The 14,393-nt window shown below is 62.6% G+C and carries 15 protein-coding genes, 1 tRNA gene and 1 pseudogene; 8 read left to right on the top strand and 9 right to left on the bottom strand.

Features of this window, described 5'->3' with window-relative positions; translation table 11 throughout:
• Positions 1-86 precede the first annotated feature (86 nt).
• The 5 genes from plsX (at position 87) to AC04SF_RS24825 (ending at position 3,725) form a co-directional block, all read left to right on the top strand.
• Entirely contained in the window at positions 87-1,157 is a 1,071-nt protein-coding gene (gene plsX / locus AC04SF_RS24845; protein ID WP_258584348.1) for a phosphate acyltransferase PlsX, read from the top strand.
• Between the two features lie 9 nt (positions 1,158-1,166).
• Positions 1,167-2,138, top strand: a complete 972-nt coding sequence (locus tag AC04SF_RS24840) for a beta-ketoacyl-ACP synthase III (protein WP_488479914.1) — start codon at positions 1,167-1,169, stop codon at positions 2,136-2,138.
• A gap of 102 nt (positions 2,139-2,240) precedes the next feature.
• A complete protein-coding gene (locus AC04SF_RS24835; protein WP_010915609.1) occupies positions 2,241-2,564 on the top strand; it encodes an integration host factor subunit alpha in 324 nt (107 codons plus the stop codon).
• A 213-nt stretch (positions 2,565-2,777) separates the two neighbouring features.
• Complete coding sequence (locus tag AC04SF_RS24830; protein ID WP_027046741.1) at positions 2,778-3,317, top strand: MerR family transcriptional regulator; 540 nt, start codon at positions 2,778-2,780, stop codon at positions 3,315-3,317.
• Between the two features lie 105 nt (positions 3,318-3,422).
• Positions 3,423-3,725, top strand: coding sequence for a hypothetical protein (locus AC04SF_RS24825; protein WP_488479913.1), 303 nt, complete (start codon positions 3,423-3,425; stop codon positions 3,723-3,725).
• A gap of 89 nt (positions 3,726-3,814) precedes the next feature.
• On the opposite strand, the gene AC04SF_RS24820 is transcribed toward AC04SF_RS24825, so the two are convergent.
• The 4 genes and pseudogenes from AC04SF_RS24820 to AC04SF_RS24805 form a co-directional block, all read right to left on the bottom strand.
• Positions 3,815-4,324 (bottom strand): ATP-grasp fold amidoligase family protein, encoded by a 510-nt coding sequence (locus tag AC04SF_RS24820; RefSeq protein ID WP_488479912.1) that lies wholly within the window; start codon positions 4,322-4,324, stop codon positions 3,815-3,817.
• A gap of 56 nt (positions 4,325-4,380) precedes the next feature.
• Positions 4,381-4,677, bottom strand: a complete 297-nt coding sequence (locus AC04SF_RS24815; protein WP_488479911.1) for a hypothetical protein — start codon at positions 4,675-4,677, stop codon at positions 4,381-4,383.
• Between the two features lie 143 nt (positions 4,678-4,820).
• Positions 4,821-5,021 (bottom strand): hypothetical protein, encoded by a 201-nt coding sequence (locus AC04SF_RS24810; RefSeq protein ID WP_488479910.1) that lies wholly within the window; start codon positions 5,019-5,021, stop codon positions 4,821-4,823.
• Between the two features lie 197 nt (positions 5,022-5,218).
• A pseudogene (locus tag AC04SF_RS24805) lies at positions 5,219-5,832 on the bottom strand (hypothetical protein).
• Positions 5,833-6,107: 275 nt separating this feature from the next.
• Between AC04SF_RS24805 and AC04SF_RS24800 the strand changes: the two are divergent.
• A complete protein-coding gene (locus AC04SF_RS24800; protein ID WP_488479909.1) occupies positions 6,108-6,392 on the top strand; it encodes a helix-turn-helix domain-containing protein in 285 nt (94 codons plus the stop codon).
• A 184-nt stretch (positions 6,393-6,576) separates the two neighbouring features.
• Complete coding sequence (locus tag AC04SF_RS24795) at positions 6,577-7,038, top strand: YbaK/EbsC family protein (protein WP_488479908.1); 462 nt, start codon at positions 6,577-6,579, stop codon at positions 7,036-7,038.
• Positions 7,039-7,137: 99 nt separating this feature from the next.
• On the opposite strand, the gene AC04SF_RS24790 is transcribed toward AC04SF_RS24795, so the two are convergent.
• The 5 genes from AC04SF_RS24790 to AC04SF_RS24770 form a co-directional block, all read right to left on the bottom strand.
• Positions 7,138-7,214 (bottom strand) — tRNA-Pro (locus tag AC04SF_RS24790).
• A gap of 54 nt (positions 7,215-7,268) precedes the next feature.
• Positions 7,269-8,540, bottom strand: a complete 1,272-nt coding sequence (locus tag AC04SF_RS24785) for an O-antigen ligase family protein (protein ID WP_488479907.1) — start codon at positions 8,538-8,540, stop codon at positions 7,269-7,271.
• Positions 8,537-10,072, bottom strand: a complete 1,536-nt coding sequence (locus AC04SF_RS24780) for an undecaprenyl-phosphate glucose phosphotransferase (protein WP_488479906.1) — start codon at positions 10,070-10,072, stop codon at positions 8,537-8,539. The genes AC04SF_RS24785 and AC04SF_RS24780 overlap by 4 nt, the downstream gene beginning before the upstream one ends.
• 89 nt (positions 10,073-10,161) lie before the next feature.
• Positions 10,162-11,292: a glycosyltransferase gene (locus AC04SF_RS24775; protein WP_488479905.1), complete on the bottom strand. Its 1,131-nt coding sequence runs from the start codon at positions 11,290-11,292 to the stop codon at positions 10,162-10,164.
• Between the two features lie 10 nt (positions 11,293-11,302).
• Positions 11,303-11,866, bottom strand: a complete 564-nt coding sequence (locus AC04SF_RS24770) for a polysaccharide biosynthesis/export family protein (protein ID WP_096459198.1) — start codon at positions 11,864-11,866, stop codon at positions 11,303-11,305.
• A 256-nt stretch (positions 11,867-12,122) separates the two neighbouring features.
• Between AC04SF_RS24770 and AC04SF_RS24765 the strand changes: the two genes are divergently transcribed.
• The gene (locus AC04SF_RS24765) at positions 12,123-14,390 is read left to right on the top strand and encodes a GumC family protein (RefSeq protein ID WP_488479904.1); all 2,268 of its coding nucleotides are present in this window, start codon (positions 12,123-12,125) and stop codon (positions 14,388-14,390) included.
• Positions 14,391-14,393 lie beyond the last annotated feature (3 nt).

The raw sequence follows: 14,393 nt of genomic DNA, 5'->3' as shown, positions 1-14,393 counted from the left end.
TTGTGTGAAAAGCCAAAACCGCTATTTTCGCCGAACCTTCGCGACCACTAAAGCGACCTGCCGCATAACCGTGAGATAAATACCGCGTGATCAGGATTTCCATCGATGCCATGGGCGGCGATCACGGACCAGCCGTGGTCATTCCGGCGCTCATGACGGTCGCCACCCGCCGTCCCGACATCCGCTTCGTCATCTACGGGCGTGAGGAGTTGGTGCGTCCCGAACTGGCCAAGTTTCCCAAACTGGCCGAGGTGAGTGAATTCTTCCACTGCGAGATCGCCGTCAGGATGGACGACAAGCCGAGCCAGGCGCTGCGCCATGGCCGCTGGAAGTCATCGATGTGGAAGGCGGTCGAAGCGGTCAAGTCGGGCGCCGCGGACGCCTGCATCTCCGCCGGCAACACCGGCGCATTGATGGCGATGTCGAAATTCTGCCTGCGCACCATGGCCACCATCGAGCGCCCGGCGATCGCGGCGCTGTGGCCGACATTGCGCGGCGAAAGCGTGGTTCTGGACGTCGGCGCCACCATTGGTGCCGATGCGCACCAGCTCATTGATTTCGCCATTCTCGGCACCGGCATGGCCCGCTCCGTCTTCGGCATCGCCCGACCCACCGTCGGTCTGCTCAATGTCGGCGTCGAAGAGATCAAGGGCCAGGAAGAGGTCAAGGAAGCGGGACGCATGCTGCGCGAGGCCAACATGGCCTCGATGAACTATCATGGCTTTGTCGAAGGCGACGATATTGGCAAGGGCACGGTCGACGTGGTGGTGACGGAAGGCTTCGCCGGCAACATCGCGCTGAAGACGGCGGAAGGCACCGCGCGCCAGATCGCAGGCTATCTGCGCGCCGCGATGAGCCGAACCCTGATGGCCAAGATCGGCTATGTCTTCGCCAAGGGCGCTTTCGATCGCCTGCGCGAAAAGATGGATGTCGGCCGCTCTAACGGTGGCGTGTTCCTGGGGCTGAACGGCATCGTCGTCAAAAGCCACGGCGGTGCTGATTCGGACGGTTTTGCCGCCGCCATCGAGCTCGGCTACGACATGGTGCGCAACAATCTGCTGGACCGTATCGAGGCCGACCTGGACCTTTTTCATGCGCGCAACCCGCATGCCCTGTCATCTCGGAAATCCGACGTCGTTACCGACGCGAAGGAATAGGAAAGAACTTTGATCAGATCAGTCGTGCGCGGCACGGGCGCCGCGCTGCCCCGCCGCATCATGAAGAATGCCGATTTCGAAGGCATGGTCGAGACCTCGGACGAGTGGATCGCCCAGCGCACCGGCATCCGCCAGCGTCATATCGCGGCCGACGACGAGACGACGGCATCCCTGGGCGAGGCGGCTGCCCGCGCCGCCCTTGCCGATGCCGGGCTGACGCCGGACGATATCGACCTGATCGTGCTGGCGACGTCGACGCCCAACAACACATTCCCGGCCACCGCAGTCGAGATCCAGAACCGGCTCGGCATGCATCACGGCTTTGCCTTCGATATGCAGGCGGTGTGCTCTGGCTTCGTCTATGCGGTGACGACAGCCGATCTCTACATCCGTGGCGGCCTGGCCAAGCGCGTGCTGGTGATCGGCTCCGAAACATTCTCGCGCATCCTCGACTGGAGCGACCGCTCGACCTGCGTGCTGTTCGGCGACGGTGCCGGGGCACTGGTCCTGGAAGCAGGCGAGGGGGTCGGCACGATTGCCGACCGCGGCGTTCTGGCCGCCAGCCTGCGCTCCGATGGCGTGCACAAGGACAAGCTTTTTGTCGACGGAGGACCGTCGACGACGGGAACGGTCGGCCATCTCAGGATGGAAGGCCGCGAAGTCTTCAAGCATGCGGTCGGCATGATCACCGATGTCATCGAGGCAACCTTCTCGGCCGCGGGCATATCAGCCGACGATCTCGACTGGTTCGTGCCGCACCAGGCCAATAAACGGATTATTGACGCTTCCGCCAAGAAGCTCGGTATTGCAGAACAAAAGGTGGTGGTTACGGTCGATTTGCACGGTAACACCTCGGCGGCTTCGGTGCCGCTGGCGCTTTCGGTGGCCGTCGCTGACGGTCGCATCAAGAAGGGCGACCTCGTCCTTCTGGAAGCGATGGGCGGCGGCTTCACCTGGGGCGCCGTTCTGGTTCGCTGGTAAGTGTAGAACGGCTCGGTTTCGGTCCTTGACCTTGCCGGATCAATTACTTAGGCTCAGCCGTTGTTGTGCCGATTTTGTGTTTTGAGCTGATGGGACGGTCGCATGGGGGGAAAGACACTTACGCGTGCCGACCTGGCGGAGGCTGTCTACCGAAAGGTCGGTCTGTCGCGCACTGAATCCGCCGAACTCGTCGAAGCGGTGCTGGACGAAATTTGCGAAGCCATCGTGCGTGGCGAGACGGTCAAGCTGTCGTCCTTCGCGACGTTCCATGTCCGCTCCAAGAACGAGCGTATCGGGCGCAATCCCAAGACCGGTGAAGAGGTGCCGATCCTGCCGCGCAGGGTGATGACCTTCAAGTCGTCGAACGTCTTGAAGAACCGCATCTTGCGCTCGCATCAGAACAGCAAGGCCAAGGGCGGCAAATAGTCTCCATTGTACGGTTGAAAACCGGCCCCGCCATGACGCCGGGCTTGAATATTGTTTCACAAACCGCTGAAATAAGGCCCGATTCGGCAGCGTGGCCGGATTGGCGTTCCGCGTTGATCCATTCCACGCAAGTGGAATAAGCTTCTCTCTTTGTTGAAGCCTGATCTCGCTGAATACCGTTCCGGATCACGCTCCAGCGTGAGGATTTCGCCCATGGACAAGAGCCCTGACGCCTTCCGCACCATCTCAGAGGTCGCTGAAGATCTCGACCTGCCGCAGCATGTGCTGCGCTTCTGGGAGACGCGCTTCAATCAGATCAAGCCGATGAAGCGCGGCGGCGGCCGCCGCTATTACCGGCCGCAGGATGTCGAACTGATCAAGGGCATCCGCCACATGCTCTACGACCAGGGCTACACCATCAAAGGCGTGCAGAAGCTGCTGCGCGAAAACGGCAATCACTTCCTGGTCGCTATCGGCAATGGCGACATGGCCGCTGTCGAGGCGATCTCGCAGCGAAAGCAGGCCGATCAGGTGCCGCTGACGCCTGCAGCGCAGCCGCGCGGCGGCGATGATGAACTGGTTGGCCAGCCGAGGGTCAAGCCCAGCCGCCGCTTTTTCGGCCTGGGCAAGAGCGATGAGGAAGGTCCGGTTCAGCCGGACTCGTCGAAACTCTCGCGCGACAATCGCGCGCTGCTGCAGGAGGCGCTGTTCGACCTCCTGGAATGCAAGCGCCTGCTTGACCAGGTACGCTGACCGCCGCACGACGCGCTTTGAAGCCTCGAGGCCGGAACCCGCCTTCGGGTGAGGCGTTACGTTTCCTTCTGCAAGATATCGTTCTGCAAGATAAGGAAACGCATGATGGCATCATTTTCGACCCTTTCAGACATCGACCTCGAGAGGCAGGTCGCGGCTCTCTCAAGGGAACTCGCGGCGTTGCGCAAGGCGATGTCAAAGCGGGGTGGCGCTTATTATGAAGATGGCAGCGATGCCGCTCTCGACACATATTCCGACCTTGCTGGGCGTCTGCGGGATGCGATGCCGGCAATCCGCAAACAAAGCAGGGTGATCGAGAAATCGGCCCGTGATCACCCGGCAGCGGTCGCCGCCGTTGGCCTTGTGGTGCTTGGCCTGGTCGCCAGTTTGCTGTTCAGCCGGCGCTGAGGAGCGACCACAGTGTCCTTCCGTAGCAATGACGGCAAGAACAGCGGCCGCCTTTCGGAGCGGTCGCTGTCGTCTTTATCGAGGGCCACTTAGTTCTCGAACCTGGCGCGGAGCGCGTCGGCATAGAGGCGCACAATCCCCTTGTGGCGCCGGCGCAGGAAGGCGGATTGGTCGAGCCGCCAGAGCCGCTCGATCTCGCCGGCGAACGCCGGATTGGTGGTGGTGCCATAGCCGGCGCCGGGATAGACGACGATCTCGCCGGCGTAGAGGCAATTGTCGGTGACCAGGAAGTCGATGCGGATGTAGTCGAGGTTGCCGGCGATGACAGGGGCGATCGATATAGCCTGCCGGACATAGTCGAGAAGCCGCGCATTGACAGGCACCGCCTGGTCCTCGCGGGGATAGTCCGGATCGCGCCCGGGAAATGGATTGGCGTCACGGTCAAGAAGCAGCGAACGCCCCGCTGTCTTATCCTCGACCCAGGCATGCGTTATCACGCCACCGCAAACATGCACTTTGATGTCGGTGGCGATCCTTGCACCGGAGAGCGCCAGCCGCTCCTCCACGAAAACGGTGGGAACAACAGGCCAATAGGCCAATTCGCCATTGCGGCGGCCGTAGCGTTTTCGCAGCCAGTGCCTCGCCTTGGCGATGATCAGGCCGCGATTGGGGGCGCATCGGCAACGAATATGTTCATCGCGCAGCCGTGGTTTGTCTTGACGATGACATCGCCGGCCAGCAGCTCGAGAGGAATGTCGGCAGGATCGCGCCCGGACCAGAGCGTCCGTGGCAAGGCGAGGTCGGGGCAGGCGCTGCGGATATGGGCCTTGGCAGCGAGCTTGTCGGTCAGCGTCACGAACAGCGGGTTGCGGTCGACGATTTTTCGCCAGAGCAACATTTCGTGGTATGTTTTTGGCGCCGCCAGATTGGGCAGATAGCCGAGTTTCATCACGAACCGCACCGTCCTAGGCCAGCAGGATCGTCCGGCGAAATTCCACAGGCCCGGTTTGATGTCGGACCGGCAATGCATAACCAGGAGAAGACCAGCCTTGAACAAGAAGCCAAGGCTGGTCTTCTCGTTGACAGTCGGTATGCTTAGTAGGTCTTCTTTGCCATCTTCTTCACGTGGTGGTGGTGATGATGGTAGTGATGATGGTGGTAGTAGTGATGATGGTGGTGATGATGACGATGATGCTTTGCCATCGGGGCCGCGTCCGCGCTCGTCGCGCCGATGACCGGCGCCGTGAAAGCGAGTGCAACTGCAAGCCCGAGGGCCGAGAGCAGGGACTTCTTCATGGATCGTTTCCTTCTTTCGTCGGCGGATCTTAAAAATCGGGTCGATGGCCCGATCGCCGCGCATGGAATTACGCTCCTGATTTTTTTCGTCAGTATTTCCCGATTGTAGAATTTTGTTTCCCGCATGTTTCTAGGGAACCGGCTTCCCGACACTTTATTGTGAGGGCCGAAAAGCCGGCTCTTGCCGCTAATTTTGGCTACATCGGCGGGATCACGCCATTGTTTCCACCACGACGCGGCTGGAGCTCAGCGTGCCGTCGGCCTCGCGCTGGGCGGTAACGAAGATCGTCGCGCCTGGCTTGAGATCGGCCGACGTGGCTGAGGCGAAGGTCACGACGGGCGTGTTGTCGGGGATCGAAATCTTCTTGGTCTGCCCGTTGTCATAGGTCAGCGTCACGGCGCGTCCGCTTATGTCGGTAACATCGGCCACGGTGCCATTGGTCATGCGGCTGTTCGGCTGCAGGTCCCACGGACGGTCGCCCTCGCCAGTGCCTTTCAAGGCGGCTGGGAAGATCACCACTTCCAGTGCGCCGCTGCCGCCATCCGCTTTCGAGACGGAAGCAATGCCGAGGAAATCGCCCTGCTTGATGTCTTTTTCGGAGGCGCTGGCGACGCCCGAAATCTTCCAGCCGGTGTTGAGCTTGATCGCGGAGGTATCACCCTGGTGGGTTTTCACGGTCAGCAGCGAGGGCTCGAAACTGACCACCGTGCCGCGCACGCGCAGCGCGTCCGCCGCCTGGGCGCCGCCCACAGCGGCAACGGAAAGGCTGGAGATCGCGCCGAGCACGACCATGAATGTCTTGAAGTTCATTGCAGGGATCCTTCTGGGAACGGGCTGGCTGGAACCGGATGGTTTTCACCCAGCGCATCAGAACAACGAACAGGTGGGCCGAAACCTCCCCGCAAAAAGGTGTCGGGGTGTTCAAATGAACTTGATGGCGCGGGTGAGAGCGCCTCGCAGGCATTCGGTTCACGATAGCGTGACGGCTTTCGGCTCTTGGCAAATCGCTTTTGAGCGGGCATGTTCCTGCTCGTCTCAGGCAACACTCCATTTTGATCAAACTCTTTCAGCCACCGGAGTTGCCAATGCCCAACAATGCAAAAAGCCATGCCCTCTCCGAACCGTTAGCCAGTGAGATCGGGCCGGATTACACCACCCTCAGAGCCATGCGGGAAAGCCGCGGATACAGCGTGGAAGAGCTTTCCCTGACCTGCGGCCTCTCGGTCGGCGAGATCGAGGATATGGAGAACGGCCGGGCGGCCGATCCGTCGAAGCTGCGTCGTATCGCGTCCGCGCTTCGCATGCCCCAGGACGCCCTCATCGCTTCCGCCGCACCGACGCCGGCCGCACAAGGCCGACCCTTGGCATAGACCGGTACCAGGCACGCAGCAGAACCCGCCAAGGCCCGCTTGGCGGGCTTCTTGTTGATGTGACGGTGTTCTCCAACAGGCTGGGCTTGCCGATTTATCGATCGCGCGTGTTTATATCTGCGGCATCCAAATCTGCGCCAATCGCGCATACCCCTGCATCGTGTTGAACCGTGGGTTTTTCGATATGAGCCTGGACTCCGTTCGCGCCTTCTTCGCCGCTCATGCGCCCGACATCGAGGTCATCGTCACGCAAGCGAGCTCGGCGACGGTGACGCTGGCGGCGGAGGCGCATGGCGTGCTGCCCGCGCAGATCGCCAAGACCATCTGCCTGCGCGTCGGCGAGCGCACCATGCTGGTGGTGACCAGCGGCATCGCCAGGCTGGACAACCGCAAGTTCAAGGACCAGTTCGGCGGCAAGCCGCGCATGCTGGACGCGGAGGAAGTGGTCGCCGCCACGAGCCATCCGGTCGGCGGTGTCTGCCCGTTCGGCCTGCCGTCACCGCTGCCAGTCTACTGCGACGTGTCGCTACGCGAGTTCGAAGAGGTGGTGCCTGCGGCCGGTGCCACCAATGCGGCGGTACGGATTGCACCGCAACGGATGGTAGAGCTTACCGGCGCTGAGTGGGTGGATGTGTGCCAGGGTTAGAGGCCGGATCCCAAGCGCTGAAACCTGCAATGCAGGGCGCGATTCGCGGATTGGCTGATTTGGCTAAGGCGGACTTCGGGGGCAAGTCCTAGCTTAAAATGGTCGGAGTGGCCGGATTCGAACCGACGACCCCTTGACCCCCAGTCAAGTGCGCTACCGGGCTGCGCTACACTCCGGACCGGTCGCGATGTATCGTGATAACCCCGCCCGGGTCAACCGAAATTCGGCGTTTATTGCGCGGGTGTGGATGCGATCGCCGACGTGCCTGGAAATGCCGGCCGCAACAGTCGCTGATGGCGGTATTCCAGCGCGATCGCGCCCCAGATCAGGCCGAGCAGCAGATACATATGGCGCCAGTGGTCGATGTCGATGAAGGTGCCGAGCCCGATATTGCCGATGAAGGCTACATAGGCGCACAGGAGATAGGGCTGCCACGGCCGGTCGCGCAGCAGGATGCGAAACCCGGCGGCTATGGTCCAGCCGACCAGCGTCAGGAACGAGACGAAGCCGAGCCAGCCATAGTCCATCAGCATTTTGAGCCAGATGTCGTGCGTGTCTTCGCCGAACATCTTGCCGAAGACCAGCGGCCCGATGCCGAACGGACGCTCCATCGCCATCTGGAAGCCTATACCATAGCGGGCGAAGCGGCCGAGGCGCGCTGTGTCGTAGCTCTGTTCGAGATGCGCGCGGCTGGAGAACATCTCCGACACGCCAGGCAGCTGCAGGATGACGATGATGGCGATCGTCAGCAGGGATAGCGCGGCGATGGTCATGATCACCACGCGCAACCGGAACTTGCCACTGGCGCTTTGCAGGAACAGGCAGCCGGTGAGCAGCACGGCAGAGACGGCGAACATGCCCCAGGCGCCGCGCGAGAAGGAGAAGAAGATGCCCAATGTGATGATCAGCAGCGGCACCGCCAGCAGCGGCATGCGCGCGATCGAACCTGTCAGGATCAGATAGAGCAGATAGATGCCGGGCAGCACCAGGAACGGCCCGAAAACGTTCGGATCCTGGAAGGCGCCGGCGGCGCGGTCATATTTGGTGAACATCTCGGCGCCGGGGAAGGCATGGAAATAGCCTGCTATGCCGAGCAGCGACGTCGCCACTGCAGAGACGACATAGGCATTGAAGATCGGCCGGTAGAGGCCTGGCTGCGTGGCTGTCACGGAAGCGAAGAACACCGCGCTGAAGGCGAGAAACAGCGACACGGAGAGATAGAGCGGCGTGAAGGCGAGGTCCGCCATCTGTGTCATCGAGATCATGCCGCCGATGTTCATCGTCACCAGCAGCACCAGCAGCGGCATGGCCGCACGCGAAATCCGCAGGCCAAACAGAGCCCAGATGGCGATCAGCCCGGCCATGTAGATTTCGTAGGGCGCCGGCTCGCTGATGACGAAGCCGGACAGAAGGATGCCGACCACCACCGCACTGGAGGAAATCAGCGCGATCAGCTTGGCGTTGACCGCGGCTGGCGGCAGCTCATGGGAAATCGCGCTCAATAGGCGTTTTCCGTATTGAGCAGCCGGATCGGCGTCAGGAACAGGATTCTGAGATCGAACAGCAGCGACCAGTTCTCGATGTAGTACAGGTCGTATTCCGTCCGCATGCGGATCTTCTCGTTGGTGTCCATCTCGCCGCGCCAGCCATTGATCTGCGCCCAGCCGGTGACGCCGGGCTTGACCTTGTGGCGGGCGAAATAGCCGTCGACCACCTCGTTGTAGAGCAGGTTGTGCGACTGTGCGGCGATCGCATGCGGGCGCGGGCCGATCAGCGACAGAGTGCCCAGCAGTGAATTGACGAATTGCGGCAGCTCGTCGATCGAGGTCTTGCGGATGAAGCGGCCGACGCGGGTGACGCGCGGATCGTTCTTGGTCACCGTCTGTTTGGCGGTCGGATCCGACCGGTCGGTGTACATCGAGCGGAACTTGTAGACCTCGATGATCTCGTTGTTGAAGCCGTGCCGCTTCTGCTTGAACAGCACCGGTCCCTTGCTGTCGAGTTTTATGGCGATCGCGGTGGCCAGCATCACCGGCGAGAAGACTATGATGCCGATCAGCGAGAAGATGATGTCGAAGGCGCGCTTGGCGACCGAGTCCCAGTCATTGATCGGCTTGTCGAAAATGTCGAGCATCGGCACCGAGCCGATGAAGGAATAGGCGCGCGGGCGGAATTGCAGCGCGTTGGAATGCGCCGAAAGCCGGATATCGACCGGCAGCACCCAGAGCTTCTTCAACAGCTGCAGCACGCGCGTTTCGGCGGTGAGCGGCAGCGACACGATCAGCATGTCGATACGGGCGATGCGGGCGAATTCGATCAGTTCCGAAATGGTGCCGAGCTTGGGATAGCCGGCGACGATCGGCGGCGAGCGCTTGTCGGAACGGTCATCGAAGATGCCGCAGATGCGGATGTCGTTGTAGGGCTGCTTTTCGACCGAGCGGATCAGGACTTCCGCTGCCTTGCCGCCGCCGACGATGACGGCGCGCCGCTCCATGCGGCCATCGCGCGCCCAGCGCCGGATCAGTCTCGACATCACCAGCCTGAGGCCGAAGAGCAGGACGAAACCGACGACGAACCAGGTGCCGAACAACAGCCGCGAATAGTCCTCCGACATCTTCGTGGCGAAGGCCGTCAACGCCATCAGCGCGAAAGCGCCGGCCCAGACCAGCAGGATGCGGCCAAAATTGGCGATCGGCCGCATCAGCGAAACCACCTGATAGCAATCGGTGACGTCGAGCAGCACCACGGCAAGGAATGACGCGGAGGCGATCGTCACCGGATATTGCCAGGCGAGATAGTTGAAGAAACCGACAAAGTAGAAATAGACGCAGAGCCCCGAAAGGAACAGGATCCCGAATTCGACCATGCGCAGGACGCCGCTGACCATGATCGGCGACATCGTATCGCGCCGGTATTGCGATGCGACCTGCCGGGCAACGTCGTTCATGCCGCCGGGCACATCGCCATCGGTCGGGCTGTCGAATTTACGCACCGCTTCGGGTGAAAAGCGGCGCGCGGGGTCGATCTCATTCATTGGGCTTTCCGCAAGCTTCCCCTCGGTCAATAGCAAAAGAGAGCTAAGAAACCCTTGAAACAACGCGTGGCTTTGGAAGGGCTCGGGCGTTACCTGCCGAGCGCGGCGAAGTAGGCCTTCTCGATTTCGGCGGCCATGACGTCGGCGCCGAAGCGCGCCCTGAGGCCGGCGACATCGGGCATCAGCCTGCCATAGGCGGCAAGGCCGGCCAGCGCCTCGCTTATCTTGTCGGCGAGTTCGGCCGGATCGGGTCGGATCAAGGCAGGGGAGTCGGAACCGAAGATCTCCGGTATGCCGCCGACGGCGGTGGCGATCATGGGTCTCGCCGCGGCAAGCGTCTCCAGCACGATATAGGGCATGGCTTCCGCGCGCGAGGGAACGACCACCAGCGCCGCCAGCGCGAAGGCCTCCCTGGCCGGCATTGGCGGCAGGAAGCGGACATGGCCTTGCAGTCCCAGGCGCTCCACCTGCGCGTGGTAGCGCGGCAGGTCGTCGCCGTCGCCGACCATCACCGCGCTCAGCGCGCGGCCAAGCCGGGGGCCGGCGGTTGCCAGGGCATCGATGAAGATGTCGGGTCCCTTCAGGTCCCGCATCATGCCGATATAGAGCAGGTCCGCCGCGTCCGGTGCGATGAGTACCGGCTCGAATTCGGCGCCGCGCAGTCCGTTGTAGACCAGAATGTTGGGGATCGGCGGCTCGCCCACCTTCCTGCGATAGGTCCGCCGCTCGTAGTCCGAGACGAACAGCAGGCAATCGGTGAAGCGCGCCATGGAGCGCTCGAGCGCGAAGAACAGCTTCCCCGTGGCTGTCGTTTCGTCATAGTGGAGTGAGCCGCCATGCGGCGAATAAAGGCGGGCTACGCGAGACCTTGATACCCGCAACAATGAGCCGAACAGACGGGCATAGGCGCCACCCTTGGCGCCGTGCCCATGCAACACGTCCGGCCGCAATTCCTTGATGATCCTGTAGGTGCGCCGCGCCGAGGCGAGGTCGCCCGGGCCGACATGGCGCTGCATTGGCGTGCGATGGATGCCGAGCGCCAGCATGTCCTTCATCTGCTCGAACAGGTGCTCCTCGAATTCGCCGCCGGTGGTCGAATCGCAGACGATGCCGACCACATGACCGGCAGCGACCTGCGCTTCGGTCAGGTCGCGCACATGCCGGAAAATTCCTCCGACCGGTGAACGAAAGCAGTGGACGATCCTGAGCTTGTCCGCCACGTGGTGTCTGTCAGAACAGGCGTTCGCGGACGTAGACGGTATCTCCGGGCAGCAGCGGGTCGGATGTGACCACGCGGCCGGTCATCACCTTGCCGTTGATGTCGCGGGTGATGTCGACGCTTTCCTGGTTGGCACGCGGCGAGAAGCCGCCGGCAATGGCGATGGCTTTCTGCACGGTCAGGCCTGGCACGTAGGAATACTGGCCGGCAGCCCCCACTTCGCCCATGACGAAGATCGGCCGGTAGCGATCGATCTCGACCGAGACGTCGGGGTCGCGCAGATAGCCTTGCCGCAATTTGTCGGCGATTTCCTTTTCCATCTGTTGCGCGGTGTGGCCACGCGCCGGAATGGCGCCGACGAGTGGGAAGGAGAGGTAGCCGGACTGGTCGACACTATAGGTGTTGGTCAGTCCGTCCTGTTCGAACACGGTCACGCGGATGCGGTCGCCGGCGCCGAGACGGTAGGGTTGGTCGAGGACCTCGTGGAAGGCTGCCGGCGTCGGCCGGTAGCTGGAGCAGCCGGCGAGCATCGATACGGCAAGCAGAGCGTGAAAGAAGGAAGCAGTGCTTTTCATGACCGGATACGTACCTTCGACTGGCCGCTGCGGCGTCGCAGCAAACATCTGGGATCGGGTTCGTTATCATCCTGTTAGGGTTAATGGCCGGTAAAGGAGCCGGCCGATACCGCTCGCGCCAGCAAGGGTTTTGCCATTTTTATCGATTTTCTTGGGCGCTCGCAGTAATCCCTAACGGAGTATTACCGCGATCTTAACGGCTGAGTTACCATAGTTGTTTACGGTGCATCCTGACCCAGTTTCGGAGTAGGGATGCATGTCCGTTCAGTCCGCGGCCGCAGATGTCGACGTTGACCTCAGGCAGCTCTTCGCCAGCCTGGCGAGGAACTGGCTGCGCATATTGCTCTTCGTTCTGGTGGTGACGGGTCTGGCGTTTGCCTTCGCTTCGTTGGCGACCAAGCACTACAAGGCCCAGACGCAGGTGGAAATCGCCCCGCGCGAATCCGTCTACACCCGCCCGGCCGGCTCCAACAATGACGGCGACAAGCCGATCCTCGACGAGCAAGGCGTCGCCACCCAGGTCCAGATCATTTCGTCCAACGAAATCCTCAAGCAGGTGGCGCAGAAACTCGGCCTGGCGCGGCTGCCCGAATTCGACGAAACGATCAACATGTCGTCGCTGAGCCGCGTGCTGATCCTGCTTGGGCTGAAGAACGACCCGATGGATGTTCCGGCCGACGAACGCGTGTTGAAGAAGATGCGCGAGAAGCTCAACGTCTTTGGCGTTGAAAAGACCCGCATCATCGCCATCGAGTTCTCTTCCGAGGACCCCAAGCTCGCCGCCGCCATCCCCGACGCCATCGCCGCTGCTTATATTGCCGGGCAAGGCGCGGCCAAGAGCGAATCGAACACCGCCGCCGCGGACTTTCTGGCGCCCGAGATCGCCGACCTGTCGAAACAGGTCAGGGACGCCGAGGCCAAGGTCGCGGCCTATCGCGGCCAATCCGACCTGTTGATGGGCGGCAACAATGCCACCCTGGCCACCCAGCAGCTGGCCGAGTTGTCGACCGAATTGTCGCGGGTGCGGGCCAACCGCGCCGCGGCCGAAGGCACCGCCGACAGCGTGCGCAAGGCGCTGCAGAATGGTGGCTCTCTGGATTCGCTGCCGGAAGTGCTGTCGTCCGACCTGATCCAGCGTTTGCGCGAGAGGCAGGTCGAGTTACGCGCCACCATCGCCGACCTGTCGACGACGATGCTCGACAACCATCCGCGCGTTCGCGCCGCGAAGTCACAGCTCGCCGATCTCGACGCGCAGATCCGCAGCGAAGCCCAGAAGATCATGAAGGGCCTGGTGATGCAGGCCGATGCGGCCAAGGCGCGCGAAAGCCAGCTCATCTCCGACGTCAACCAACTGAAGGCAGCATCGGCACAGGCCGGCAACGAGCAGGTCGGTCTCGACGCGCTGCAGCGCGATGCCGCCGCCAAGCGCCAGCAGCTTGAACTCTATCTGACCAACTACCGCGAGGCGGCTTCGCGTCAGGACCGCAACTATGTGCCGGTCGACGCCCGCGTCTCCTCACCGGCTTCGGTGCCCTCCGAGCCATACTTCCCCAAGGTCGGGCCGATCGTTGGCGCGGCTGCGGCTGCTTCGCTGCTGCTGGCGGCCATATTCACGTTGCTCAGGGAACTCTTCTCGGGCCGCGCCATGCGCCCGGCCCCGGGCGCCCGTTTTGCGCCGATCGACGAAGTGGCGATGCCGCCCACTACTTACCAGGAGCAGGCAGCTCAGGAGCCATCCGTCCGCCTTGAGCCGGCAGTCGCCAGTGCCAATCATGATGCCGCCGGGGCGCCATGGCCCGAAACGGTGCCGGAACCGGAGATGGCGGTGCAGTCGCAGCCCGTTGCCACAGCCGCGCCTGCCGCCAAAGTGGAGGCCGTATCAGTCGCCGAGCCGGAGCCTGCCGTAGAGCCCGAGCGGTCGCGCTCGGTGCTTGGCGAGATCGACATCGAGAAGGCTGCCGAAAAGCTGATCGCCAGCGGCGCCGCGCGCGCCATATTCGTTTCGCCCGAAGGCGACGAGGCGGCCGCGTCGGCAATCCTGGTGGCACGCGAAGTGTCCGACGCCGGCCTGCGCGTCCTCCTGCTCGACCTGACCGCCTCGGGTGCGGCGTCGCGGCCGATGCTGGACAGCGGACTTTTTCCCGGCATCACTGATCTGCTCGCTTCGCAGGCACAGTTCAGCGACGTGATCCATGCCGATCTCTATTCCGACTGCCATGTGATTCCCGTCGGCACCGCCGATCCGGTTCGCGCCATGCGCGCCGCCGACCGGCTGCCGATCATCATGCAGTCGCTGACCACCGCCTATGATCTGGTGGTGGTCGAATGCGGGCCGGCCGATGCACAAGGCATCAGCCGCCTGGGCGGCCAGGCCACGGAAGTGTTCCTGTCCATGCTCGAGCCGGACGACGAAGTGACGAAGGCCGCGGTCAAGCTGATCGAGAGCGGCTACCCCGACCTGACGCTTGTGACGCCGCTTGGCCATGAGCCGCCAGGCACGCCGGGTCGGCGCTCCGCGGCCTGACGG

The organism is Mesorhizobium sp. CNPSo 4671 (genome assembly GCF_057784245.1).
Note: the sequence above shows the minus strand (reverse complement) of the source record. Positions and strands in the feature narration are given on the sequence as shown.

Coding starts and splice junctions, on each gene's coding strand:
- AC04SF_RS24835 (WP_010915609.1), top strand. CDS start 2,241: ATGGGGGGAAAGACACTTACGCGTGCCGACCTGGCGGAGGCTGTCTAC.
- AC04SF_RS24830 (WP_027046741.1), top strand. CDS start 2,778: ATGGACAAGAGCCCTGACGCCTTCCGCACCATCTCAGAGGTCGCTGAA.
- AC04SF_RS24825 (WP_488479913.1), top strand. CDS start 3,423: ATGGCATCATTTTCGACCCTTTCAGACATCGACCTCGAGAGGCAGGTC.
- AC04SF_RS24810 (WP_488479910.1), bottom strand. CDS start 5,021: ATGAAGAAGTCCCTGCTCTCGGCCCTCGGGCTTGCAGTTGCACTCGCT.
- AC04SF_RS24800 (WP_488479909.1), top strand. CDS start 6,108: ATGCCCAACAATGCAAAAAGCCATGCCCTCTCCGAACCGTTAGCCAGT.
- AC04SF_RS24795 (WP_488479908.1), top strand. CDS start 6,577: ATGAGCCTGGACTCCGTTCGCGCCTTCTTCGCCGCTCATGCGCCCGAC.
- AC04SF_RS24780 (WP_488479906.1), bottom strand. CDS start 10,072: ATGAATGAGATCGACCCCGCGCGCCGCTTTTCACCCGAAGCGGTGCGT.
- AC04SF_RS24770 (WP_096459198.1), bottom strand. CDS start 11,866: ATGAAAAGCACTGCTTCCTTCTTTCACGCTCTGCTTGCCGTATCGATG.
- AC04SF_RS24765 (WP_488479904.1), top strand. CDS start 12,123: ATGTCCGTTCAGTCCGCGGCCGCAGATGTCGACGTTGACCTCAGGCAG.